This is a genomic window from Bradyrhizobium sp. BR14999, assembly GCF_056106085.1.
Genome location: NZ_CM148536.1, coordinates 6945874 through 6971578, shown reverse-complemented (window position 1 = coordinate 6971578; position 25705 = coordinate 6945874). Strand labels below are relative to the sequence as shown.

At 65.2% G+C, this 25705-nt stretch carries 20 protein-coding genes; 11 read left to right on the top strand and 9 right to left on the bottom strand.

Annotated features, from left to right (window positions below; translation table 11 throughout):
- Nucleotides 1–108 precede the first annotated feature (108 nt).
- The 3 genes from ACR9YP_RS32620 to ACR9YP_RS32610 are packed head-to-tail and all read left to right on the top strand — an operon-like array spanning nt 109 to nt 5901.
- Nucleotides 109–897 carry an ImuA family protein gene (locus tag ACR9YP_RS32620; protein ID WP_438109839.1) on the top strand — a complete coding sequence of 263 codons (789 nt, stop codon included), beginning with the start codon at nt 109–111 and terminating at the stop codon, nt 895–897.
- On the top strand, nt 794–2386 hold the full coding sequence (locus tag ACR9YP_RS32615) for a Y-family DNA polymerase (protein ID WP_438109837.1): 1593 nt from the start codon (nt 794–796) through the stop codon (nt 2384–2386). Before ACR9YP_RS32620 ends, ACR9YP_RS32615 begins: the two co-directional genes overlap by 104 nt.
- Complete coding sequence (locus ACR9YP_RS32610) at nt 2383–5901, top strand: error-prone DNA polymerase (RefSeq protein WP_474217854.1); 3519 nt, start codon at nt 2383–2385, stop codon at nt 5899–5901. Before ACR9YP_RS32615 ends, ACR9YP_RS32610 begins: the two co-directional genes overlap by 4 nt.
- Before the next feature lie 182 nt (nt 5902–6083).
- On the opposite strand, the gene ACR9YP_RS32605 is transcribed toward ACR9YP_RS32610, so the two are convergent.
- Both ACR9YP_RS32605 and ACR9YP_RS32600 read right to left on the bottom strand, forming a co-directional pair.
- Nucleotides 6084–6854, bottom strand: coding sequence for an SDR family NAD(P)-dependent oxidoreductase (locus tag ACR9YP_RS32605; RefSeq protein ID WP_438109832.1), 771 nt, complete (start codon nt 6852–6854; stop codon nt 6084–6086).
- A gap of 159 nt (nt 6855–7013) precedes the next feature.
- A complete protein-coding gene (locus tag ACR9YP_RS32600; protein WP_091890782.1) occupies nt 7014–7301 on the bottom strand; it encodes a hypothetical protein in 288 nt (95 codons plus the stop codon).
- Between the two features lie 57 nt (nt 7302–7358).
- Between ACR9YP_RS32600 and ACR9YP_RS32595 the strand changes: the two genes are divergently transcribed.
- From ACR9YP_RS32595 to ACR9YP_RS32585, 3 genes are all read left to right on the top strand, one after another.
- On the top strand, nt 7359–8771 hold the full coding sequence (locus ACR9YP_RS32595; RefSeq protein ID WP_438109830.1) for a CoA transferase: 1413 nt from the start codon (nt 7359–7361) through the stop codon (nt 8769–8771).
- Nucleotides 8772–8916: 145 nt separating this feature from the next.
- Nucleotides 8917–10161 (top strand): efflux RND transporter periplasmic adaptor subunit, encoded by a 1245-nt coding sequence (locus ACR9YP_RS32590; protein ID WP_091890789.1) that lies wholly within the window; start codon nt 8917–8919, stop codon nt 10159–10161.
- Between the two features lie 28 nt (nt 10162–10189).
- Nucleotides 10190–13306 (top strand): efflux RND transporter permease subunit, encoded by a 3117-nt coding sequence (locus tag ACR9YP_RS32585; RefSeq protein ID WP_438109828.1) that lies wholly within the window; start codon nt 10190–10192, stop codon nt 13304–13306.
- A 3-nt stretch (nt 13307–13309) separates the two neighbouring features.
- On the opposite strand, the gene ACR9YP_RS32580 is transcribed toward ACR9YP_RS32585, so the two are convergent.
- From ACR9YP_RS32580 to ACR9YP_RS32560, 5 genes are all read right to left on the bottom strand, one after another.
- Nucleotides 13310–14272, bottom strand: a complete 963-nt coding sequence (locus ACR9YP_RS32580; protein WP_438109826.1) for an amidohydrolase family protein — start codon at nt 14270–14272, stop codon at nt 13310–13312.
- 51 nt (nt 14273–14323) lie between these two features.
- Nucleotides 14324–14881, bottom strand: a complete 558-nt coding sequence (locus ACR9YP_RS32575; RefSeq protein ID WP_438109824.1) for an ATP-binding protein — start codon at nt 14879–14881, stop codon at nt 14324–14326.
- A 25-nt stretch (nt 14882–14906) separates the two neighbouring features.
- The gene (locus ACR9YP_RS32570; RefSeq protein WP_438109822.1) at nt 14907–16337 is read right to left on the bottom strand and encodes a TolC family outer membrane protein; all 1431 of its coding nucleotides are present in this window, start codon (nt 16335–16337) and stop codon (nt 14907–14909) included.
- A gap of 199 nt (nt 16338–16536) precedes the next feature.
- Nucleotides 16537–17316, bottom strand: coding sequence for an enoyl-CoA hydratase (locus ACR9YP_RS32565; RefSeq protein ID WP_438109820.1), 780 nt, complete (start codon nt 17314–17316; stop codon nt 16537–16539).
- Nucleotides 17317–17422: 106 nt separating this feature from the next.
- The gene (locus ACR9YP_RS32560; protein ID WP_438109819.1) at nt 17423–18088 is read right to left on the bottom strand and encodes a hypothetical protein; all 666 of its coding nucleotides are present in this window, start codon (nt 18086–18088) and stop codon (nt 17423–17425) included.
- Between the two features lie 288 nt (nt 18089–18376).
- On the opposite strand from ACR9YP_RS32560, the gene ACR9YP_RS32555 reads away from it, so the two are divergent.
- Nucleotides 18377–18922, top strand: a complete 546-nt coding sequence (locus ACR9YP_RS32555) for a sigma-70 family RNA polymerase sigma factor (protein ID WP_474217853.1) — start codon at nt 18377–18379, stop codon at nt 18920–18922.
- Nucleotides 18923–18924: 2 nt separating this feature from the next.
- Complete coding sequence (locus ACR9YP_RS32550; RefSeq protein WP_438109817.1) at nt 18925–19563, top strand: NrsF family protein; 639 nt, start codon at nt 18925–18927, stop codon at nt 19561–19563.
- 10 nt (nt 19564–19573) lie between these two features.
- On the opposite strand, the gene ACR9YP_RS32545 is transcribed toward ACR9YP_RS32550, so the two are convergent.
- Nucleotides 19574–20677, bottom strand: a complete 1104-nt coding sequence (locus ACR9YP_RS32545) for a DUF2336 domain-containing protein (protein ID WP_438109815.1) — start codon at nt 20675–20677, stop codon at nt 19574–19576.
- A gap of 62 nt (nt 20678–20739) precedes the next feature.
- Complete coding sequence (locus tag ACR9YP_RS32540; RefSeq protein WP_474217852.1) at nt 20740–21897, bottom strand: GGDEF domain-containing protein; 1158 nt, start codon at nt 21895–21897, stop codon at nt 20740–20742.
- Between the two features lie 437 nt (nt 21898–22334).
- Between ACR9YP_RS32540 and ACR9YP_RS32535 the strand changes: the two genes are divergently transcribed.
- From ACR9YP_RS32535 to ACR9YP_RS32525, 3 genes are read left to right on the top strand one after another with little or no spacing between them, the layout of a single operon-like run.
- A complete protein-coding gene (locus tag ACR9YP_RS32535) occupies nt 22335–22904 on the top strand; it encodes a sigma-70 family RNA polymerase sigma factor (RefSeq protein WP_091890816.1) in 570 nt (189 codons plus the stop codon).
- Nucleotides 22901–23596: a hypothetical protein gene (locus tag ACR9YP_RS32530; protein ID WP_091890819.1), complete on the top strand. Its 696-nt coding sequence runs from the start codon at nt 22901–22903 to the stop codon at nt 23594–23596. The genes ACR9YP_RS32535 and ACR9YP_RS32530 overlap by 4 nt, the downstream gene beginning before the upstream one ends.
- A gap of 16 nt (nt 23597–23612) precedes the next feature.
- The gene (locus tag ACR9YP_RS32525) at nt 23613–25322 is read left to right on the top strand and encodes a S8 family serine peptidase (RefSeq protein WP_438109812.1); all 1710 of its coding nucleotides are present in this window, start codon (nt 23613–23615) and stop codon (nt 25320–25322) included.
- Nucleotides 25323–25705: the final 383 nt, after the last annotated feature.

Below are 25705 nucleotides of genomic sequence, written 5' to 3'. Positions count from 1 at the left end.
CTCGCGGGGCGCTGTTAGCTTTATATTAGAACATATCATGAACAAATGAGCCAGCCGTTGGTTCTTCTTTTGAGGACCACGGCATCAATCTCTGAAGGAGCGGCGAGCATGAGCGGCGCACGCATCAGCGCGCTTGCGACCTTGCGCAGCCAAATCGAGCGCATCGAGACGGCGGAGGTCGTGCATCATCGCGATCGCGTCGCGCTCGGCCACAGCGAGGCGGATACCGCGCTGAAGGGCGGGCTCGCGCGCGCGGCGATCCATGAGGTGTTTTGCGAGGGCCGGCAGGGGACGGCCGCGACGGGCTTCGTCATGGGGCTTGCGGGCCGCGTGACGGCACGCAAACCGCTGCTGTGGGTGCGGCAGGATTTTTCGGAGCTCGAAACCGGCGCGCTGTCGATGAGCGGGCTCGCCGAACTCGGCCTCGACCCGCGCCGCGTGGTGATGGTGCGCGCCGTCGATGTCGAGAGCGCACTACGCACCTCAGCCGACGCGCTCGCCTGCGATGCGCTGGGGGCCGTGGTGCTCGAGCTCTGGGGCGAGATCAGGCAGTTCGATCTCGTGGCGAGCCGCAAGCTGACGCTGGCCGCGCAATCTTCCGGCGTCACCGGGCTCTTGCTGCGCATGGCCGCGCAACCGATGCCCTCGACCGCGGAAACACGATGGATGCTGCGCGCGGCGCATTCACCGCCGGGCCCGATGTGGAGTGCCTGGGGGGCGCCGCGCTTCGATGCCGAGCTCTTGCGCAATCGTCATGGCCCATGTGGCCGGTGGATCATGGAATGGAAATGTGATGAGTGCCAGTTCAGTGAGCCGTCGACGTGTCCTCAGCCTGTGGCTGCCGCGCCTGCCAATCGACCGGATTCAGCGGTTCTTTGGCAACGTCGGACTGCATAAGAGCAATGATCCAAGCATCGTCGTCATCAAGGACAACAATGCGCTGGTGATCCATGCGCTGGACGAGGCCGCCGAGCGCCTCGGCCTGTATATCGGTCAGCCGCTGGCGAATGCGCGGGCGATGTGTCCGGACCTGCGTGTGTTCGACGCCGATGTCGTGGCCGATGCGAAGACGCTCAGCGATGTCGCGGACTGGTGCGACCGCTTCACGCCGCTGGTGGCGCTCGATCCGCCGCACGGGCTGTTCCTCGACATCACCGGCTGCGCGCATCTGTTTGGTGGTGAGGCCGCGTTGTTGCGGACGTTGGTCCGCGCATTGGCCCGGCAGGGGTTTGCCGTCAGCGCGGCGATCGCCGGCACCTCGGTCTGCGCGCGCACGCTGACGCGGCAGGCCACGGGCACCATCGTGGCCGATGGCGAGGAGGCGGAGGCGATCAGCCGGTTGCCGATATCCGCGCTCGGCGCAGGCGAGATCATCACCACCGGCCTGCGCCGCGCGGGGCTGAAGACCATCGGCGATGTCGCCTCGCGCACGCCGAGCGAGATCACGGCGCGGTTCGGCGCGCGGTTCTCCACGCTGCTGGCGCATGCGCTGGGGCAGGGCGATGCGCCGATCAACCCGCGCAAGCCGCTGCCCGACTACATCGTGGAAAAGCGCTTTGCCGAGCCGATCGCGACCGACACAATGATCGCGATGACGCTGTCGCGGCTCGCCGACACGTTGATCGCGTCCATGGAGAAGCAGGGCAAGGGCGCGCGGCGCCTGGAGGCTGCCTTTTTCCGCACCGACGGCGTGGTGCGCGCGATCACGGTCGAGACCGGGCGTCCTGTGACGCGAAGCGCGGTCATCGACCGGTTGTTTCGCGAGCGCCTCGACGCACTCGCTGATCCGCTCGATCCCGGCTTCGGCTTCGACATGGTGCGGCTGTCGGCGAGCCGCACCGAGATCGTGGTGCAGGAGCAGCGCGATCTCGACGCTCATGTCCACGACAATGACGAGCTCGCCGCACTGATCGACCGCATTGCCGCGCGCATCGGCGGCAAGCGTGTCGTCGTGCACCTGCCGCAGGATACCCATATCCCTGAATGCGCGGTGCTGGCCGCGCCGGCGCAGCATCATCTCGCCGCTGCCATGCAGGCCGAATGGCCGGCACGTGCCGAGAGCGAGCCGCCGCTGCGCCCCTTGCGGCTGTTCGACAAGCCGGAGCCGATCAAGGTGCCGTTCGCGACCGTGCCGGACGGTCCGCCACATCAGTTCACCTGGCGCCGCGCGCTACATGCGGTGGTGCGGGTGGAGGGACCCGAGCGCATCGCCATGGAATGGTGGCGGCAGGACGGCAAGCAGCTCACGCGAGATTATTTCCGCATCGAGGATGCCGAAGGCCTGCGCTTCTGGATCTTTCGCGACGGTCTTTATGAGGGGGAGTGCTTCGATGACGACGGCAAGCCCGTTCCTCCCAGCTGGTATGTGCACGGTCTCTTCGCATGAACACGCCTGCCTATGCCGAGATTGGCATCACCACCAATTTTTCCTTCCTGCGCGGCGGCTCGGATCCGCGCGCCTATGTGCATCAGGCCAGCATCCTCGGCATCCCCGCGATCGGCATCGCCGATCATAACACGCTCGCCGGCGTGGTGCGCGCCTACAAGGAGCTCGACAATGCCGAGGTGCTGCACAAGCCGAAGCTCCTGATCGGCGCGCGCATCGTCTTCGTCGACGGCACGCCGGATATTCTGGTCTATCCGCGCGACCGCGCGGCCTATGGCCGGCTGTGCCAGCTTCTCACCAAAGGTAAGCGCGGCGACGACATCACGCGGATCGAGAAGGGGGAATGCCGTCTCACCTTCGCCGATCTCCTCGCGTTTTCGCAAGGTCAGCTCCTGGTCCCGACGCTGCCGCATCGTTTCGAATCCGCGCAGGCGCTGGATGTTCTTGCAAAACTCAAGGACAGCCGCGCCGAGGGCGTGTGGCTGGCGGCGAGCCTGATCTATCGTGGCGATGACCGGCGCCGGCTGGCGCGGCTCGATGATCTCGCGGCAGAAGCACGAGTGCCGCTGCTCGCGACCAACGAGGTGCTCTATCATCATCCGGCGCGTCGTCCCTTGCAGGACGTGCTGACCTGCATCCGGGAAAAGACCACGATCGAGTCGGTCGGACGGAAGCTGGAAGCCAATGCCGAGCGGTTCTTGAAGGCGCCCAGGGAGATGTCGCGGCTGTTCCGCGATTTCCCCGAGGCGATCACGGAGACCATGCGCTTTGCAGACGCAATCGACTTCTCGCTCGATCAGCTCAAATACCAATATCCGGACGAGCCGGTGCCGCCAGGCAAGACCGCGCAAGGGCATCTGGAGGACCTGACCTGGGCGGGTGTCGACAAATATTTTGGCGGCAAGATCGACGACAAGTTGCGCGCGACCCTGAACAAGGAGCTCGCGCTGATCGCCGAGTTGAAATACGCACATTACTTTCTCACCGTGCACGACATCGTGCGCTACGCGCGCAGCCAGAATATCCTGTGCCAGGGGCGGGGATCGGCGGCGAACTCGGCCGTGTGTTACGTGCTCGGCATCACCTCGGTCGATCCGACCAAGGTCGATCTGTTGTTCGAGCGCTTCATCTCCAAGGAGCGATTGGAACCGCCTGACATCGACGTCGATTTCGAGCATTCGCGGCGCGAGGAGGTGATGCAATATGTCTACCGCCGCTACGGCCGCCACCGCGCCGCGATCATCGCCACCGTCATCCATTACCGCCCGCGCAGCGCCATTCGCGACGTCGGCAAGGCGCTGGGCCTGACCGAGGACGTCACTGCCGCGCTCGCCGATACCGTCTGGGGAAGCTGGGGCAAGGGCCTCAACGACATGCAGGTCAGGCAGGCCGGACTCGATCCCAACAATCCCATGATCAATCTCGCGGTCGAGCTCGCAACCGAGCTGATCGAATTCCCGCGCCACCTCTCCCAGCATGTCGGCGGCTATGTGCTGACGCAGGACCGGCTCGACACTTATGTGCCGATCGGCAATGCCGCGATGGACGACCGCACCTTCATCGAATGGGACAAGGATGACGTCGATGCGCTCAGCATGATGAAGGTCGACGTGCTGGCGCTGGGCATGCTGACCTGTATCCGCAAATGTTTCGATTTGATCGCGGAGCACAAGGGCGAGCGCTGGGTGCTGGCGAGCGTTCCGCAGGACGATCCCAAAGTCTATGACATGCTTTGCGACGGGGAATCGCTCGGCGTGTTCCAGGTCGAAAGCCGTGCGCAGATGAACATGTTGCCGCGCCTGAAGCCGCGGACGTTTTACGATCTCGTCATCGAAGTCGCGATCGTACGTCCGGGGCCGATCCAGGGCGATATGGTGCATCCTTATTTACGACGGCGGAACGGTCAGGAGGAGGTGCGTTATCCCTCGCCGTCGCCCGAGCATGGTCCTGCGGACGAGCTCTACAAGGTGCTGCATAAGACCAAGGGCGTGCCTCTGTTCCAGGAGCAGGCGATGCGCATCGCGATCGAGGCGGCAAAATTCACCTCCGAGGAAGCCAATGGCCTGCGCCGCTCGATGGCGACCTTCCGCAATGTCGGCACCATCGGTAAATATGAGGACAAGCTGATCGGCAACATGGTCGCGCGCGGCTACGATGCCGACTTCGCCAGAAGCTGCTTCGACCAGATTAAGGGCTTTGGCTCCTACGGTTTCCCCGAGAGCCACGCCGCGAGCTTCGCGCAGCTCGTCTATATCTCTTCATGGCTGAAGCATTACCATCCCGACGCCTTCTGCTGCGGCCTCTTGAACTCGCAGCCGATGGGCTTTTATGCTCCGGCACAGATCGTCGGCGATGCCCGCAAGAACGGCGTCGAGGTGCGCGACATCGACGTGTCCTACAGCTTTGCGCAGAACACGCTGGAGCAGGGAAGAGACAAATATTGCGCCGTGCGCCTCGGTTTCCGCCAGATCGATGGCTTCCACTGGTTGGACGAGGATGAGGAGCGCTTGAAACGCTCCCAGTTGTCATTCCGGGGGGCGCGGCTTGTCCGCCGAAGCTCTGAGAGCGAAGGCGGAAACGCGAACCCGGAATCCATGGGGCCGCGTACGCCTGGAGGAGGAATGGATTCCGGGCTCGCGCCAAGTGGCGCGCCCCGGAATGATGAAGGAGAGGTAGCTCAGAACAATACGGAGAGAGCCCAGGACTGGGCCGACCGCATCGTCGCCGCCCGCAACCGCCGTCCCTTCACCTCGCTGGAAGATTTTGCGCGCGATACCGGCCTGCCCAAGCGCGCGCTGATCCTGCTGGCGGATGCCGACGCGTTCCGCTCGCTCGGACTCGACCGCCGCGAGGCGCTATGGCAGGTGCGACGGCTGCCCGACGACGTGCCGCTGCCACTGTTCGAGGCGGCCACCGCGCGCGAGCAGCCGGACGAGCACGCACAGCCATTGCCGGTGATGCCGCGCGCCGAGCAGGTGGTCGCCGACTATCAGACCATCCGGTTGTCGCTGAAGGGACATCCGATGGAGTTCCTCCGCGAGATGTTCTCGCGCGAGCGCGTCATCGCCTGCAAGGACGTCAGCCATGAGAACGAGCGGCGCCGCGTTCGCTGCGCCGGCGTCGTGCTGGTGCGGCAGCGGCCGGGTAGCGCCAGCGGCGTCGTGTTCATGACGCTGGAGGACGAAACCGGCATCGCCAATGTCGTGGTGTGGCCCAAGATCATGGAGCAATACCGCAAGGAGGTGATGGGCGCGCGCCTCATCCTGGTCGAAGGCTATATCCAGAGCAGCCCCGAGAAGGTGACGCATCTCATCGCCCAGCGCATGATCGATCGCTCGCACGATCTGATCGGATTGGCCAACGATGCCTTAAGCCGCAAGCATCCGGTGCCGTCAGGCGCCGATCTGATCGAGTCGCTCAACGACGACCCCCGCGCTCATGCCGATACCCCCGCGCAAAAAATCCGCCATCCCCGCAACGTCCGCATCCTGCCGCCGTCGCGGGATTTTCATTGAGGTTTTGTTCAGCTCGCGCAATCTCTCACCGTCACCCTGAGGCGGCCGCTTCTTCAGCGGCCCTCGAAGGGCGACGGCCCGGCTGCATCGTGGCCGTTCATCCTTCGAGGCTCAGCCTGCGATGCTTTGCATCGCAAGCTTCGCACCTCAGGATGACGGGGCGGTTACGAACCTTGTCGCCCCTAAAAATTCACCCGGTTCGAAATCGCGCCGTCCACGACGAGATTGGACCCGGTCGTGAACGACGACACCGGGCTTGCCAAGAACACCGCCGCGCTCGCGATTTCCTGCGGCGTGGCCATGCGGCCGGTCGGATTGCGGCTCATCGCATCCTTGTAGCGCTCGGGCATGTTCTGCTCGATCATGTTCCAGACGCCGCCCTTGAAATAGACGGTGCCGGGCGACACCACGTTGACGCGGATCTTCTTCTTCGCATATTGCCGCGCCAGTCCCTTGGCCATGTGGATCAGCGCCGCCTTGATCGGGCCGTAGGAGCTGGCGAGGTCAGCCTGTGCGGCCGAGATCGAGGAGATGATGACGAAGGCCGCATCGCCGCTTCTCTCGCCGCTGGCTTCGAGGAATGGCCGCGCGGCATCGAACGCATGCACGGCGCCGAGCACGTCGAGCCGAAAATTCTGCTCCCATGACGCGGCATCCTGGCCCTGCGCCATCGCGCCGGCATTGGAGAACAGCAAATCGATGCCGCCGAGTTCTTTTGCGACATTCTCGATCCAGGCTTTCAGCGCCGCGCCGTCGGTGACGTCGACCGGGCTGCCGATGGCGCTGACACCGCTTGCCTTCAGTTCAGTGACGGTGGCCGCAACCTGATCGGCGTTGCGCGCGCATACCGCGACATTGGCGCCTTCACCGGCGAGGGTCACCGCAATCGCCCGCCCGATGCCGCGCGTGCCGCCGAGCACGATGGCGTTCTTGCCTTTGAGACCGAGATCCATTGTTTGGCTCCTTTTTGTTGGTCGTCGCGAGTGTAGCGGTTTCGAGAGACGCCCAGAAGCCTCCACATCGTCATTGCGAGAAGCTCTTGCGACGAAGCAATCCAGACCGCATCTGCGGCAAGATTCTGGATTGCTTCGCTGCGCTCGCAATGACGATCTTCACTCCGGCGCCGCCCCCACCGGCGGGCCGCCGGGTGGGCGATGCAGGAAGGTCAGCGAGACGTAGGCGCCGGCCCAGGAGCCGATCGCGGCGAAGGCGACATAGAAGGCGTTCTCGGTGTAGCTGATCACGGCGTAGGAGGAGAGCAGGTACCAGATCGCGCTCCAGGTCGCGGCCGGTACGCGCTTGCGCGCGACCACGGCCGAAGTGAACATCACATAGACCGCGTCGGTGGCCGCCGTTGCGACGAACACGGCGCCCGCGGTGAGGGGATCGATGGCGGCCATTGCAATCCTTTCTCTGAACGTGGGATGGTCGCGAAAACTAAAGGGAGAGAAGCGGCCATGCAAAGCTCCGCCGACATTCTCAAGTGCATCTGGACCTCCGCCGGCGGCGATCCGGCTGCCCTCGGCCGCGTGCAGCTGACGGGCGAGGAGCCGCAGATCCCATCCTCGTTTCGCGTCGCCGTCGCCGGCCAGACGACGATCGCTGCCGCCGGCCTCGCCGCCGCCGAAATCTGGCGACTGCGCAGCGGCGAGGCGCAGGACGTCTCCGTCGATATGCGTCACGCGGTCGTCGAATGCCGATCCGAGCGCTATTTGCGCGTCGACGACAAGCCGCCGCCCCCGGCCTGGGACGCCGTCGCCGGCGTCTACAGGACCGGCGATGGCCGCTTCGTCCGCTGCCACACCAATTTCCCGCATCACCGCGACGCCGTCTGCAACGTGCTCGGCTGCCTGCCCGAGCGCGAGAAGGTGCAGGCGGTGCTGATACAATGGAAAGGCGAGGATTTCGAAACTGCGGCTTACGCTGCGGGCGGCGTCGTCGCCCTGATGCGCAGCTACGACGAATGGTCGGCGCTGCCGCAGGCGCGTGCGCTCGCCGAACTGCAACTGGTCTCGATCGAGAAGATCGGCGAGGCCCCGGCGAAACCGTGGCCCCAAGGATTGTCGAACAGCGATCGTCCGCTCGCGGGCCTCCGCGTGCTCGATCTCTCCCGCGTCATCGCAGGCCCTGTCGCGGGCCGCACGCTCGCTGCGCACGGCGCGGACGTGCTGCTCGTCTCAGGACCGGAGCTACCCGCCATCCCCTGGCTCACCATCGACACCGGCCGCGGCAAGCTCACGACCTTCATCGAACTGAAGAGCGAAGCGGGCAGGGCGCGATTGCGCGCGCTGTTGAAAGACGCCGATGTCTTCTCGCAAGGCTATCGTCCGCGCGCGCTCGCCGCCCTCGGCTTCGCGCCGGAGGACGCAGCGCAAATTAGTCCCGGCATCGTCTATGTCACGCTGTCGGCCTATGGCCATGCCGGCCCCTGGGCGGAGCGGCGCGGCTTCGATTCACTGGTGCAGACCACGACCGGCTTCAACCAGGCGGAGGGGCAGGCCGCCGGCATCGACGGTCCCAAGGAATTGCCGGCGCAGATGCTCGACCACGCCACCGGTTATCTGATGGCGTTCGGCACCATGGTGGCCAAGGCGCGCCAGGCCCGCGAAGGCGGCAGCTGGCACGTGCGCGTATCGCTGGCGCAGACCGGACGCTGGCTATGGAATCTCGGCCGCCTTGACGGCGGACTGAACACCCCGGATCTTACGGGGGACGCTGTACATGCTGCGTTCATCGAGAGCATGTCATCTGGCTTCGGCACGTTGAAGGCGGTGCGTCATTCGGCGGTGCTATCGACAACGCCGGCACAATGGAGCCGTCCGGCGATGCCGCTGGGCAGTCATCCGGCACAGTGGCCGGCGCGAAGCTGACATGAAGCTGACACGTCGCAAATTTTTAACGCCAACCAAGAGGCGCCCAGCGTTTTTTAGGTTGTCTGAAATCTGAATTCAGCACTATTAGCGCGACCGATGAGGCAGTCATTTGCCGAGATCGTCGCAGACACGACCGGGCTCAATGGTAGTTGAAAATACCAAGCGATTGCAGGTGCTTACAAAACCACGGGTGATCACCTCCGTAGTTTTACTAGCTCTCGTCGGTGCCGGGGCCTACGGCTTCCTCCAGGCGGGGCCCAAGGAAAAGAAGCACTCCGACATCTCCAGCCAATCGCGCAGGAATGCGCAGACCTTCACGCCGACACCGTCCGAATGGGCGACGCTGACGATCGAGCCGGTCAAGGCCAAGAGCTTCCGAGCCGAGTATGTCACCGAGGGCAAGGTCGCGGTGGACGAGGATCGCTCGACGCCGGTGTTCTCGCCCTATGCAGGCCGGGTCACCAAGCTGCTCGCCAAGCCGGGCGAGACCCTGAAGCAAGGCCAACCGCTGTTCACGATCGAAGCCGCCGACACCGTGCAGGCTCAGAACGATTTCGTCGCGGCGATGACGTCGCAGAACAAGGCGAGGTCGGCGCTCGAGCTCTCGGACATCCAATTCAAGCGCGCCAAGGACCTCTATGAAGGCCATGCCATTCCGCTGAAGGACTATCAGCAGGCGGAAGCGACCCAGGTCCAGGCGCAGAACGACATGCGCTCCTCGGGGACGGCGCTGGAAGCCGCGCGCAACAAGCTGCGCATCCTCGGTTTCACCGACGAGACCATCAAGGCGTTCCAGGAGAAGGGCGCGATCAATCCGGAAATCACGATCTATTCGCCGATCGCGGGCACTGTCGTGCAGCGCAAGATCGGCCCTGGCCAGTATGTCAGTTCCGGTGCCAGCGATCCGGTCTTCGTGATCGGGGACCTCTCCACGGTCTGGCTCACCGCGTTCGTGCGCGAGAGCGATGCGGCCGCGGTGTGCATCGGTCAGGACATCACCGTCAACGTGATGGCCCTGCCGGGTCGGCCGCTGACCGCCAGGATCAACTACGTCGCCGCCGCGATCGACCCCAACACCCGCCGCCTCCTGGTCCGCGCCACCATCGACAACAAGGACGGCCTGCTCAAGCCGGAGATGTTTGCCAACGTCACGATCTACTCGGCCGGCGACCGTGCCGCGCCGGCGGTGCCGAAACAGGCTTTGATCTATGAAGCCGACAAGGTCCGCATCTGGGTCGCTCGCGAAGACAAATCGGTCGAGCTGCGCCAGATCAAGATCGGCCTCATCAACGGCAACCTCGTCGAGGTCACCGGCAATCTGAAACCCGGCGAGCAGATCGTCACCAAGGGCAGCCTGTTCATCGACCGCGCGGCGTCCGGCAGCTGATCGACGACCCAAGAAAACTGAAGACCTGATGGATCGTCTCGTTGCTCTTGCCGTCAACCGGCGCTTCCTAATGGTCGGCATGTTCGTCGCCGTCCTGATCGGCGGCCTGATCGCGTTCAACCAGCTCAACATCGAAGCCTATCCCGATCCGACCCCGCCGATGGTCGACATCGTGACGCAGAGTCCGGGCCTGTCGGCCGAGGAGATCGAGCGCTACATCACGATCCCGATCGAGACCCAGGTCGCGGGCCTGAAGAACCTCACGACCATCCGCACCATCTCGCTCTACGGCCTCTCCGACATCAAACTCCAGTTCTCCTTCGCCTACACCTATGACGAGGCGCTGCAGCAAGTGCTGAACCGCCTGGCGCAGCTCGCGCCGCTGCCCGGCAACGTGCAGCCGCAGATCTCGCCGCTCAGCCCGATCGGCGAAATCTTCAGGTATCGTCTGGTGGGTCCGCCGAACTACAGCGTGCTCGACCTCAAGACCATCCAGGACTGGATCCTGCAGCGCCGCTTCCGCGCCGTACCCGGCGTCATCGACGTCACCGGCTGGGGCGGCAGGAGCAAGACCTACGAGCTCCAGGTCGATTTCAACAAGCTGGTCGCCAACGGCCTGACGCTGCCGCAATTGCTCCAGGCGGTCGGCAATTCCAACGTCAATGTCGGCGGCAACACCGTCAATATCGGCCAGCAATCGGCCGTGGTGCGCGGCGTCGGCCTGATCCGGTCGATCGACGACCTCGCCAACACCATGGTGGCACAGTCCGGCGGCAATCCGGTGCTGGTCAAGGACGTCGCCACCGTAACCGTCGGTCAGAAGCCCCGGCTCGGCATTGCCGGTATCGACGAGGCCGACGACATCGTGCAGGGCATCGTCCTGATGCGCCGCGGCGAGCAGAGCTCGCCAACCATCAAGCGCGTCCACCAACTCGTTCAAACCATCAACAACTCCAGCATCCTGCCGCCCGGCGTGCGCATCGAGCGCATCTACGACCGCGGGGACCTGATTGAGCTCACCACCCACACCGTGCTGCACAACATGGTGGTCGGCATTCTGCTCATCGTGCTGCTGCAGTGGATCTTCCTCGGCGACTTGCGCAGCGCGCTGATCGTCGGCGCCACCATTCCATTTGCGCTGTTCTTCGCCGTTATCATCCTGGTGCTCCGCGGAGAATCGGCGAACCTGCTGTCGGTCGGCGCCATCGATTTTGGCTTGATCGTCGATGCCACCGTCATCATGGTGGAGGCGATCTTCCGCCGCCTGACCCAGACGACGCCGATGTCGGAAACCGAGCAAATGTCGAATGAGACGCTGTTCGGCATGAAGAGCCATGCCATCCTCAGCGCCGCGGCGGACGTTTCGCGCTCAATCTTCTTTGCAGCGGCAATCATCATCGCGGCCTTCCTGCCGCTGTTCACGCTATCAGGCGTCGAGGGCAACATCTTCGGGCCGATGGCGCGCACCTACGCCTATGCGCTGGCCGGCGGGCTGCTTGCGACCTTCACCGTCACCCCGGCGCTATCCGCGATCATCCTGCCCGCGCATGTCGAGGAGACCGAGACGAAGGTGATGCTGATCCTGCATCGGTTGTATTCGCCGCTGCTGCATTGGGCGGTCGCCAATCGAAACATCGTGCTCGGCGGCGCCGTCGGGCTCGTGCTGATGACGGTGGCGCTCGGCCGGCTGCTCGGTCTCGAATTTCTGCCCAAGCTGGAAGAGGGCAATCTCTGGATCCGCGCCACGCTGCCGCCGACCATCTCGCTCCAGGAAGGCAACACCTACGTCAACGAGATGCGCAAGGTCATCCGCGCCCGGCCGGAGGTCGAGTCCGTGGTGTCGCAGCACGGCCGTCCCGACGACGGCACCGACGCGGCCGGCTTCTTCAACGCCGAGTTCTTCGCGCCGCTCAAGCCTGCGAGCCAATGGCCCGGCACGCGCGACAAGGAGGAGCTGACCGCCGAGCTGCTCAAGCAGCTCGACGACCGCTTCCCCGGTGTCGAGTTCAACTTCTCGCAATATCTCCAGGACAACGTCTCCGAAGCCGTCTCCGGCGTGAAGGGCGAGAACTCGATCAAGCTGTTCGGCAGCGATCTCCAGGCGCTGACCGACACCGCCAACAAGATCAAATCGGTGCTGGCCACCGTGCAGGGCGTCACCGACCTTGCGGTGTTCACTTCGCTCGGCCAGCCGACCATCCAGATCGACATCGACCGTGCCAAGGCCGCGCGCTATGGCCTCGCCCCCGGCGACATCAACGCCACGATCAAGGTCGCGATCGGCGGCGACACTGCGGGCGATCTCTATGAGCCGGGCAGCGACCGCCACTTCCCGATCATCGTCCGCCTCGCGCCGGAATACCGCAGAAGCGCGGAGGCGATCCAGAATTTGCGGATCGGTGCGCCCGGGCCGAACGGCACCGTCACGCAAATCCCCCTGAGCGAGGTCGCCAATATCAGCCTCGTCTCCGGCGCCGCCTACATCTATCGCGAGCAGCAGGAGCGCTATCTGCCGATCAAGTTCTCGGTGCGCGAGCGCGATCTCGGCAGCGCGATCCGCGAGGCGCAGCAGAAGATCGCCGAGCAGGTGCAGCTGCCGCCGGGTTCGCACATGGACTGGGTCGGCGAGTTCGGCAATCTCCAGGACGCGATCCGGCGGCTGTCGATCGTGGTGCCGATCTCGCTGGCGCTGATCGGTGTTCTGCTCTGGTTCAATTTCGGCTCGATGACCGATACGCTGCTCGCGATGAGCGTGATCCCGATGGCGATCTTCGGCGGGGTGCTGGGCCTCTTGATTTCCGGCACGGCGTTCAGCGTCTCCGCGGCGATCGGATTCATCGCGCTGTTCGGCATCGCCGTGATGGACGGCATCATTATCCTGTCGCAGTTCAACCAGCTCATCGAGGAAGGCATGGACCGCATGAGCGCGGTGGTGCGCACCGGTGAATTGCAGCTTCGTCCGGTGCTGATGACCTGCGTCGTCGCGGGCGTCGGCCTGCTGCCGGCGGCGCTGTCGGAGGGCATCGGCTCGCAGGTGCAGAAGCCGCTCGCGGTCGTCGTCGTCACCGGCATGATGCTGGCGCCCGTGGTGATCCTCGTGACCTTGCCGGTTCTGATCTCCTTCTTCTCACGCCGCGCGCGCTGACAGTCAGAACCCGTAGAGCCGCGCCGGATTGTCGACCAGGATCTTCTTGCGCACGTCCGCATCCGGCGCCCACACCGGAAGCTGATTGAGCAGCCGGCCGTCGTCGATCTGATAGAGCGGCGCGATGTCGGTGGGCTTGCGTCCCTCGACGCGGCTGGAATCCGGATGCGGCCAGTCCGTGCCCCAGACGATGCGGTCCGGGTTTGCCGCTATCAGCGCCTTCGCGAACGGCACCATGTCCTGATAGTCGGGAGCGAGCTTTGATGACCGGTAGGCACCCGAAATCTTGACATAGGCCTTGCCGGATTTCACCAGCGCGACGAGATCGGAGAAGCCCGGCTGCTCCAGGCCCCGCGAGGCTTCAAGGCCGCCAAAATGGTCGAACACGACGGGCACCGGCGCCGTCTCGACGAGGTCCTTGATCGCCGAGATCATGGCAAGCGTGGTGTAGAGTTGCACGTGCCAGCCGCGCGCCTTCATGCGCTCGACTGCGGCAGTGAAGCGCGGTCGGCCGACATTGGGATCATTGACGCCGCCGGTCGCCAGATTGAGGCGGATGCCACGGAAGCCGTCCTGATGCATCGCGTCGAGCGCGCTCTCCGGCGTTTTGTCGTCGATCACCGCGACGCCGCGGGCATTCGCGCCGCGTGCTTTCATGCCGAACAGGGTCGATGAATTGTCGGTACCGTAGACGCTCGGCGTCACGATCACCACGCGCTCGATATGCAGCGCCTTGTGCAGCGCGGCCATTTCTTCGGGACTCGCCGGCTCCGGTGTATAGACGCGTCCCGCGAAGAACGGAAATTTTTCGACGTCGCCATGGATGTGGGTGTGGCAGTCACAGGCATGCGCCGGGACATCGAAATTGATCGGAGTCGCAGGCTGCGCCGCACGGGCGTGGGCTTTGCTGGTCATGGCTACTCCGGCGGCAAGGGAGGCAAGCAGGACACTGCGTCGGTTGAGCACGGTTTCTCTCCCTGTTTATTCTTTAGAGGCAAGCTCCGAGAGAATATCACATCAGCCCGGCAACCGCTCCGCTTCGCTGCATACCTGCTCGACAAGATCGGCAAGCGGGCGTGAGCCGTCAACACGCACGACGGGACAGGACAAGCTCGCGAGCCACATTTCATGCTTTGCAAGATTGCGGCCTTCGCGATCACCGGCTTCATAATGGGAAGCCCATTCGACGAAGTCTTCGGTCTCATCATGACGCCAGTCGCCGGGCGCGACGGCATCTGCGCCGAAATGGGCGGTCTCGCGAGCGCGCAATCGCTCCAGGCGCATTTCGCGCGGCGCGGTCACGAAAACGACGAGGTCGAAGTACGGAACGAGCTCCTCGCCCCAGCCAGTGACAGATCCGCTCAGCACCCAGTCTATACGCGGCAGAAACATCTCGCGCATCAAGCGCAGACGTTCGGAGGCGGGGCGCGTCGTCTGATAGGGCGGCACCGTCGGCAGCCAGAAATAGTCGTCGCTGTCGTGATGCGGCAGCGCAAGCCGATCGGCGAGCGCGCGACCGAGCGTCGTCACGCCGGAACCCGAAGCTCCCATCAGATGGATGCGGCGGCTTTTCATCGGTACTCCGCCAAGAGACTTGAAACTACTGCCCCGACGGCGTGCGCAGGCCGTGCCAGGCGTCGCGGACCTGCTGGTAATGCACCTCGGGCAGGTAGTCCGGCGTGTTCAGGCTCAAGGTCTTGACGTCGAGATGGCCGACGGCGCTGAGCAGCGTGTAGGAGGCGATGACGCGATCGCGCAATGCGCCGATCAGGCGGGCCTTGGCCTGAATCAGGTCGGCCTGCGAGTTCAGCACGTCGACCGTCGTGCGTTGTCCGCCGGCGGCCTCGCGTTGCACACCCTGGAGCGCGACGGTCGCCGCCTTCACCTCGGATTCCGAGGCCGAAACCGTGATCTTGGCGCCTTCGTTGGCAACCCAGGCGCTGACCGCCGCCGTGCGCGCCTGGTTGCGCACCTGGTCGAGCACGAGCCGGCTCTGCGCCGTGATCTCCTTGGCCTGCCGGGTCTGCGCCGCGGCCTGGCCGCCGTCGTAAATCGGTGCGGTGACGTTGGCGACGATCGAGGCCTGGTCCTCGGCGAAGGTGCCGAGCGTCGGGTCGTTGTTGCGGCTCTTGCTGGCGCTGCCCTGGATGCTGGCGCTCGGCAAAAGCGTGCCTTCGGCGATGCGGATGTTGGTGGAGGCGACGTCGACGTCGAAGCTTGCGGCCATCACCGCCGGATGCTGGCGGATCGCCATCGTCATCGCGTCCTCGCGGCTCTTCGGCAGATAGCGGTCGACGACCTCGGCGGGCCGAAGCTGCGACGGCGCATTGCCGATCACCTGCGCATAGGTGGCCTGGCTGACGGCGAGCGCGACTTCGGCGGCGTTGAGATCGGCAAGACCGCGGTTGAGGCGCGCCTCGGCCTGGGCGGTGTCGGTCGGCGTGACATCGCCGGCGTTGAGGCGGCGCTGGGTGACGGCGAGTGTTTCGCGCAGGAAGGCGACGTTGGAGCGCTGCGCTTCGACCAGCGACTGGTTGGCGAGCACGTTGGTGTAGGCGGTGACCGCATCGAGCAGCACACCCTGACCGACATTGCGCAGCGCCTCGCGGCCCGACTGCACCTGGAGTTCGGCGGCCCGCACGCTGTTGGCGGTGCGGAAGCCGTTGAACAGGGTCTGCGTCACGGTGACGCCGATGATCCAGGGTTTCAGATTGGCGGTCTGGATGGTGTTGTCGGGCAGCAGATTGCGCACCGATTGCAGGCCGGCGCTGAGGCTGGCCACGACCTGCGGCCGGTAGCCGGCAAGCGCCTGCGGCACGTTCTCGTCGGTCGCGCGCTGCCGCGCGCGCTCGGCATTGAGCTGGGGATTGGTCTGGTAGGCCTTGGCCAGCGCCTCGGGCAGGGCTTCCGCCGACGCGGCCGAGGGCAGGGCGCAAGAGAGCGCCAGCGTGGTCCATGTCGCAAGCACAGGAGCCACGCCCGATCGATGCCGCGTCATCACGCGACCAGCTCTGGCGGCACGCCCAATCATGTAATCCCGCAAACCCTGGCTGTCCGCCCCCGCCGACGGCGGCCCTCTTAACTGTTTAACCAGCGCAGGTCCCGCAGGCAAACTGCCGCGGGGAAAACCCCCATGAAATGCGTGCTTGTTGCAGCTTCGTCACAGGGGGGCCTCAGGGGAGCGAGAGAGCCTTACACCAGCCTTGCACCAGCCTTGCCGCGGCTTGGCTTTACCGGTTCTTGTTCACCGGCTTGCGCTTCTCGATGAACGCCGCCATGCCCTCGGAGCGGTCTTCCAGCGCGAAGGTCGAGTGGAATAGGTTGCGCTCGACGCTCATGCCTTCGGCGAGCGTGGTCTCGAACGCGCGGTTCACCGCTTCCTTGGCCATCGCGGCGGCAGGGCGCGACATCGCGGCGATCTTCTCGGCTGCCGCCATCACCTCGTCCATGAGCTTGTCGGCGGGCACGATGCGGCTGACGAGGCCGCTGCGCTCGGCCTCCGCCGCATCCATCATGCGGCCGGTGAGGCAGAGGTCCATCGCCTTCGACTTGCCGATCGCGCGCGTCAGGCGCTGGGTGCCGCCGATGCCCGGAATGGTGCCGAGCGTGATCTCGGGCTGGCCGAACTTTGCGGTGTCGGCTGCGATGATGACGTCGCACATCATGGCGAGTTCGCAGCCGCCGCCGAGGGCGTAACCCGCGACCGCGGCGATGGTCGGCTTGCGGCAGCGTGCGATGCGGTCGCCGCCGATCGCGGCAAAATCCTCGGAGAACATGTCGATGAAGCCTTTCGGCTGCATCTCCTTGATGTCGGCGCCGGCGGCAAAGGCTTTCTCGCTGCCGGTCACGACGATGCAGCCGATGGCCTCATCGGCCTCGAGATCGTCGACGGCGGCCGCAATCTCGCGGAAGACGCCGAAGGAGAGCGCGTTGAGCATTTTCGGCCGGTTCAGCTTGATGATGCCGACCGCGCCTTTGCTCTCGACGATGATGTGTTCGAACGTGCTCATGTTCCACCCACGCTTTTGATTGGGCGGGCAATGTGCCCGCTGGCGCGGTGGGCTTCAAGAGGGCCGGACGCGGGACGCGGGGGTCGCGTCCTGGCGGAACTGACGGTCAGGCCATGAACATGCGCGCGGCCGAGGCCAGCGTCAGCAGCGTGCCGACGCCGATGAAGATCTTGCCGATCAGGGAGCTCTGGTCCCAGGCCGAACTCTGCTGGGTGCTTGCCATCACCGGTGAGGGGCGCGGCTGTGCTTCGGTTGCGGCGATCACAGCCTTCTGCGTCGGCGGGCTGTCCTGTTGCAGCGCGCGGTCGATGTCGTTGAGCTGATCGGGGGCCACCACTTGGGTGTCGGCGTTCGGTGCGGTGTTATTGGCGGTATCATCGGCCGCCGCCTGGACGTTGTCGTTGGCACGGCCCGTCATCGCGGAGGCCGCAGCCGCGGTCGGCGTATCGGCGGCGACCTGCGCATTGGCGTTGGCGACTTCCGGCGGCATCTGGCTCGAGGCCGGCGCGTTATTGTCGGCCTTGGCCTCGGCGGTATTTGCCGCAGCATCGTTCTTGTCGGCCTTGTCGTCGGATTTCTGCGCCGTCTTGCTGCTGGTACGGCGCGACTCATGGCGCCGGTGCTTGCTCGGCTTGGCCGCGTCGGCCTGCTTGCCCGCGCTGTCGGAGTTGCTGCTTGCGGCTGAACTCGGCGCCGCCTGTGCAATGCCCCCAAACAGCAAGAAAAGTCCGGCCAGAACGATCAGGGCCGCGCGCCCGATGGCTTTGATCATGTTGACGATCTCCCCAATTCCGCCCGTCCCGGGAACGAACAGAGACCCTGGGGCGTGACCACAGCGGGGCAGAAAATGGGAATCTTCTGGCTACACCGGGCAAAAGCGGGGCAAACCGCCCCTCGCGGCTGGCCGCCGGATGCGGGCCGGACTGATCGGTGTTATGAGCCGGCGCGGGCTGTTACGGCCGCACCGGACACGGAGGCGGCATTGATCACGAGTTCGTGATCTCTCAGTGCCGGGGTAACAAATTGAAAGAGCGGCCGAATTGCATGGTGAGGGGCGCGCGTGCGCGGACGTGAGGATGAATGGACCGGCCTGATGCGGTCGGCCATGGCTGGCGACGACGCCGCGTATCATCGCCTGTTGAAGGCGGTCGCGCCGGTGCTGCGCGCTGCTGCGAGGCGTGGGCTGGCGCGGGCCGGCCAGTCTCCCGACCAGGCCGAGGATATCGTGCAGGAGATCTTGTTGGCGGTGCATCTGAAGCGACACACCTGGGACAGCGAAGCTCCCTTCGCGCCCTGGCTGTTCGCGATCGCCCGCAACAAGCTGATCGATACGCTGCGGCGGCGCGGCAGGCGCGTCTTCGTCAACATCGATGATTTCGCCGAGACGCTGCCGGGCGAGGCACCGCAGGAGACGGCTTCGGCGGGCGAGGTCGCCGCGCAGCTGAGCACTCTGCCGCAGCGCCAGCGCGACGTGTTGCAGTCGATCGCGGTCGAGGCCGCCTCGATCAAGGATACGGCAGCAAAGTTTGCGATGAGCGAAGGTGCGGTGCGGGTCGCGCTGCATCGCGGACTTGCTGCGCTGACTGCCAAACTGCGGAACCACTAGGCATGGATACCGATCAACTGATTCGCTCGCTCGCGGCCGACAACGTCCTTCGCGCGCCGCGCGTCGGCGCCGTGCTGACCATGGCGCTGCTGGTGGCCGCGCCGCTCTCGATCCTGATCTTCGCGACGTTCCTAGGCGTGCGCCCGGACGTCATGAGCGCGATGCGCAACCCGTTTTTCGACATGAAGTTCGCGGTGACGCTGTCGCTCGCGATCCCCGCGATCATCGTCAGCCTGCATTTGTCGCGCCCCGAAGCCCTGCTGCGCGGCTGGGGCTGGCTCTTGCTGCTTCCCGTTGGACTGCTTGCCGTGGCGATCGGCAGTGAGGCGATGATGGCGCCGGCCATGCCGATGACAATGCGCTTGATGGGCAAGAACTCCAGGGTGTGCCTGCTTGCGATCCCCGCGATGTCGCTGCCGCTGCTTGCGGGGGCGCTGTTCGGCCTGCGCCACGGCGCGCCCTCGCGTCCCGCGCTTGCCGGCGCGCTCGCCGGCCTGGTCTCGGCGGGATTGGCCGCGACGCTCTACGCCTCGCACTGCACCGACGATTCCCCGCTGTTCGTCGCGACCTGGTACACGATCGCGACCGCGGTCGTGACCGCGATCGGCGCGGCGGTGGGCTCGAAAGTCCTGCGGTATTAAGGAGCCAGCTTCACGCCGCCGGCGTAGTGCCCTGCTGCATGCGGTGGAAGCGCAGCACCTGCTGCGCGGTCGAAGAGCGCAGGGCTTCGTAGGTGTCTCGCAGCGCCAGCATATCGGTCTGCGAGCCGCCGGAGAGCTTCTCGCGCATGGCGATGATCGCGCGCACGCTCGACCACGACATCCCCGCGACCTTGGCGAGGATCATCACACCCTCGGTCCGGCTGTCGATCATCATGGTCTCGGCGGTCTCGACCGCGACGCCTGCGAGCGCGGCCAGCCCCGCATTGGTCTCGTCGAACTTGTCCTGCTCGGCGAAGGTGCTGACCTGGAATTCGTTGAGGCGACCGTCCGCGTGCAGCGACTTCACCAGCGCACGCGCCATCTCGGTCTGCCGGGTCGTGGCGGCGGCGCGGACCCGCTGAGTCGCTTCCTGGACCACGCTGGACACTTCGTCCGCGAGCTCGGGATGTGCGGCCTCTAACTTCCTGCGCACGCTCAACGAGGCCTTCGCGACCAGCTTCAAATAATGATGACGCGGCAGGTCGGGCCGCAGGCCGATGCAGGTGGCGAGGTCGTCGTCGCGTTCGGCGCGGCTGACGAGGTCGGTGAGACTTCCCTCGGAGAGGCGCGCGCCCGGATTGCTGAGGGTCGACTGCACCACGTCCTCGTTGCCGCGCGTCACCAGCAAATCGGTCAATGCCTCCGATAGCACCCGCCGCAGCGAGATCGCCTTAAGATGCGCCTGGCCTCTGGTGCGCGCGATCTCGATCAGGGTCGCCTCGTCCAGCCGTTCCGATTTCGACAGCACCGGGCCGGAGACCTCGATCACCTCGTCGAGCGCGAGCGTGCGGATGATCTTCGGCGGCGCGGACGCGACCGGTGCAAGGCGCTCGGCGAGCAGCGCCCTGGCCGAAATCTCGATCTGCTCGACCAGGCACTGGAACACGTCGTCGAACACGCGGACGTGGTCGTCGGAATAATCCACCGCGTTGCCCACGAAGAGATCGGTGACGCGGCGCAGCGTCTCGACCCGGCGAGCCACGGTGCCGTGGGAGAGCGCGGCCTGCAATTCCTCGAGCAGGTTCTCGGATGGTGTTGCGGATTTCGATCTCATTGCCCTGTCCTGGAGCGTTTGGTCCGGCGGCGTCTTCTCACGCGTCGGAAAAAATGAATTGGTCAGCCCGTTGCAATGCGATTGCGCCCTTGCGCCTTGGCGGAATAGAGCGCGTGGTCGGCGCGTGCTAGAAACGTGTCGGCAGTATCGTTGTCGCGCAGCGTCACGACGCCCGCGGAAATGGTCACGCGCAGGCCGGGGGCAAATGCGCTCCAGTCGAGATCGGCGATGATTTGGCGCAAGCGCTCGAGCATGCGCGATGCCGCCTCGCCATCGGTTCCGGGCAGCAGCAGCAGAAATTCCTCGCCGCCGTAGCGGCCGAAGCAGTCGGCTTGGCGGATGTTGGCGAAAATGGTGATCGCGAAGGTGCGCAGCACCTCGTCGCCGATGGGATGGCCGTGGGCGTCGTTGACGCGCTTGAACCAATCGAGATCGATCAGCGCGATCGCGCAAGGCGTTGACGCCTGCCGCGACCTGTCGATCGCGGCATCGAGAAGCCGCATGATGCAGCGGCGATTGTAGGAGCCGGTGAGCTCGTCGAGCTCGGCCAGTTCCTCGATGCGCTGATAGGCGGCCTTCAGCTCGATGCTGCGCCGGTACAGGATCTTGCGCAGCGTGGCGCCGAACAGGCCGAGGAAAGCGCACTGGCCGATCACCAGCACGAAGCACAGCATGGAGCCGGTCCGCTGCAACCGGGTCGTAACCGGCAGGCCGATCGGCAGATCCGAGCCAAGGAAGACAAAGGCGAGCCCGCAGGTGGCAAGACCCCAGGTGAGCATCGCCTGGCTCGACGTCATCCGCAGCGTACCAAATGCGAAGATTAGAAACAGCACGGCGAGGAACGCGACCCCGACCGTCGGCACCGCCAGCAGGAACACCAGTTGCAGCGCCATATGCGCCGAGATCTGGAAGACGGTGAGGTAATGATCTTCGAACCGATCGCCGAAGCCGGCTTCCGACAGCACGGTGAACGTGCCGATGATCAGGAGGCCGCCGAGCCAGAACAGCGACGGCACACCCATGGAGATCGCACCGTCATAGGCGTACAGCAGCAGGACGGAGGCGCCGAGCGAGTAGCTCGCGACCTGGCCGATATACATCTGGCGGCGCTGCCGGGCCCGACGAGCCAGGACTTCCGGAGCCGCCGTCGCGGGCGCGAGGACGAGATCCGCGACTTCAGCGGCATTCCTCTCGGGAAGCGACGTCGCGGCCGTGTTCATTGTCCCGCCAATGGTGGATGTCAGCTCAAAAATCTACGTGGCAAGCCTTTAGGTTTGGTATCCTTCGAAATCGAATCCGAACCGTGCAGCGCGGAACAGGGGAATGTCGGCCCGGCAGCGAAATTTGCTGGCGGTTAAGCATCGGTTTGCGATGCGGTCGAGCCAAAGCAGGGGTTCGTGAGACATACACCGTGCAGGGCTGCTATGGATCCAGACTTGACCGGGCTGCCTGTGCCGGACAGTCCTTCCGCAGGGAAATATTTCAGTATTATGTTACCGATCTGGATCGAGGCGGGTCGCCGCCGATGGAACGAGAAAAAAGCGCGTATGTGGGGTAGATCACATAGGCCCCCGTATGTGTGCGGTAACTTGAATAATTTTGTACCCCCCGTCGAACCGTCCGCCGCACCGACCCGACCAACTTTGCGAGACGGCCTTTGAGCGCAACACAGGCGGCTTCGGACGAGGTCCTGATCGCCAGGATCGCTCAAGGCGACCGGCTCGCCATGCAGGTGCTGTACGGGCGGCACCATGTCAGGGTTTACAGGTTCGGACTCAGGGTCGTGCGGGACGAGCAGGCGGCGGAGGACCTCATCAGCGAGGTGTTTCTCGACGTCTGGCGTCAAGCCGGCAAATTCGAGGGCCGATCCGCCGTTTCCACCTGGCTGCTGGCCATCACCCGATTCAAGGCCCTGTCTGCGCTTCGGCGCAGGAAGGATTTCGAGTTGGACGAAGAGGCCGCCAACGCGATCGAGGATACGTCCGACGATCCGGAAACGGTGGTGCAGAAGAAGGATACCAGTGAGGCGTTGCGGGAGTGTCTGACGGGCCTTTCGCCGGAGCACCGGGAAATCGTCGATCTCGTCTACTACCACGAGAAGTCCGTGGAAGAGGTGGCCGAAATCGTCGGGATACCGGAGAACACTGTGAAGACGCGCTTGTTCTATGCGCGCAAGAAACTGGCCGAACTGCTGAAGGCAGCCGGCGTTGAGCGAGGCTGGCCATGATGGCTTTGAGCAAGAAGATGCTGGAGCAAGAGCCCAGTGAAATTGAACTGCTGCTGCCCTGGCACGCCGCCGGCACGCTGAACGCGCGCGATGCCCGCCGCGTCGAGGAAGCGCTGGCGCGCGATCCGGAGCTTGCGAAGCAATATGCCGCGATCCGCGGCGAGTACGAAGAGACCATTCATCTGAACGAGAGCCTGGGCGCTCCGTCGGCGCGCGCGATGCAGAAGCTGTTTGCCGCGATCGATGCCGAGCCGGCGCGGGCGACCGGTTCGCTGCCGCTGTCGGCACGCATCGCGACCTTCTTCGCGAGCCTGTCGCCGCGGACGCTGGCCTGGTCGGCGAGCCTCGGCGCCGTCGCGCTCGTGCTGCAAGCCGGAATTATCGGCGCCGTGCTGATGAAGAACCAGCCGGCGACCTTCCAGACGGCTTCGCTCTCGACCAGTGCGCCGATCACACGCGAACTTGGTGGCACGGTCGCGCCGGCGCGTGCGCTGGTGCGCTTCACCCCCGAGGCGCGCATCGCCGACATCACCGCGCTGCTCGACAGCTATCAGGCGTCGATCATCGACGGAGCCAAGGGCGGCATGTTCCGCCTCCAATTCAACAAGGCGATGAGCCAGGATGAGCTCGCCTCGCTGCTCGGCAAGATGCAGCGCGAGAAGTTCGTCAATCTTGCCGTCGCGACGCCGTGAACGCGCCGCTGAACCGATGATGCGCAAGTCCGAGAGCAGGGTACGCGCCGGGGCCTACGTTTCGTCGGTTGGAGCCGCGCTGCTGCTCACAGCCTGTCTCGGCGCCGAGGCGCAGGCGCAGGCGATCATGCGTACGCCAACGATCAGCGTTCCCTCGCGCACGCCGACCATCTCTCCGAGCATTACCCCGCGTGTCAGCCCCGGTGTTGCCGCGCGCGCGGTCAGCGTCGGCCGCGGCCCGCGGACGATCGCGGCCATTCCCCGCACCACACCGTTGCGCATGCGGACGACGCCGGTGCTGCCCTATGCGCGCTATTCGCCGAACCTCTATCCGGCCTGCACCGCACCCTATCGCGATGCCGGCGGCGAATGCCTGGCGCAGCCGAACGCGGGCGGCGAGGGCGGTGGAAAATCAGGCAAGAAGAGCGCCGGCAAGGGGCGTGGCAACAGCACGCCGGCCGCGGTGAACCTGCGCAGCTTCGCCAACGAATTCGTCGCCGAGATCGACGGCGCGCTGGCGCCGGCCGAGGCCGATGAGCTTGCGCGCCGCCATGGCCTGACGCGCGTCGCCTCCGAGAATTTTCCGCTGATCGGCGCAACTTTCGGCCTGTTCCGCATCAGCGACGGCCGGCCGTACGAGACGGTGCGGCGCGAATTCGCGGCCGACGGAAGTGTGCGCTCGATTCAGCCGAACTTCCGCTATGTGCTCCAGGACCAGACATCGTCGGGGTCGACCGAGGGCGATCCTGCGCAATATGCACTGACAAAGCTCCGCCTGCCGCAGGCGCATACGCTGGCGCACGGCGCCAACGTCACGATTGCCGTGATCGACTCCGGCATCGACGCCAGCCATCCCGAACTCGCCAATTCCATTGCCGACAATTTCGATGCGCTCGGCAGCGCCGAGGGGCCGCACGTTCACGGCACCGGCATCGCCGGCGCCATCGTGGCGCATGCGCGGTTGATGGGCAGCGCGCCCGAGGCGCGCATCATCGCGATCCGCGCCTTCGGCGGCACCGCCGGTGGCGCCGAGAGCTCGTCCTACATCATCCTGCGCTCGCTGAACCATGCCGCCGAGCACGGCGCGCAGATCGTCAACATGAGCTTCGCCGGTCCGAAGGACGCGGTGATCGAGCGGGCCATCGCGGCGACCGCTGTGCGCGGGCTGGTGCTGATTGCGGCCGCCGGCAATGCCGGCGCGAAATCGCCGCCGCTCTATCCCGCCGCCAATCCCAACGTGATCGCGGTCAGCGCCACCGATCAGCAGGACCGGCTGTTCACCGCCTCCAACCGTGGCAACTACATCGCGGTCGCAGCCCCCGGCGTCGACATCTTCCTGCCGGCGCCCGACGGCAAATATCAGATGACGTCGGGCACGTCGTTCTCGGCGGCCTATGTTTCCGGCATCGCGGCGCTGCTGTTCGAGCGCAACCATGCCTTGAAGCCGGAAGAGCTGCGCATGGCGCTCGCGAAGACCGCGCGCGACCTCGGTTCACCCGGCCGTGATGATCTGTTCGGCGACGGCGAGGCCGATGCGTTTGCCGCGGTCATGGCCGTTCCCGCCGACAGCGCGACGCCGGTTGCGGCGGCATCCGGTACAACAAAACGTGAAGACGCCGGCAAGCGTCGCGATGAGCCGGGCAGCCGCGCGATCGAGCAACCCTCGCTGTCAAGCGCAGAAGAGAAATCCGCGATTTCTCAGGCGGATAGGCCGGCGCCGCGATAGCCGCTGCGACAAAGATGCGCGCACGGCGAAGGTCAAAAAAGCAAACCCCGCGTTGAACGTTCAGCCAGCTGCCACGACCAAATTATGTGGGAGCGGTCATCCCTCCCCATCAGTCATATCAGGCGCGAGCGCCCATCCACCCCAAGCGCCCATATGGCTCGACCCGTCCGGTTGTCCCCCCGGACGGGTCTTTTCTTTTTAGGCATCTGATCTTTCGAAGCCTGGCGCTCGTTCAGCTTCCGGTTGAAGGATCGCGCCCGCGTTCGTGCCGATCGTCGACTCGGCACGCCGCAAGCCCGTCATGCTTGTGCGAAGCTTGACTCGAAAACACAGGAAATCTCCGCACGACTACGGTCTTTGACGACAGGCGCGGCGTCGTTGCT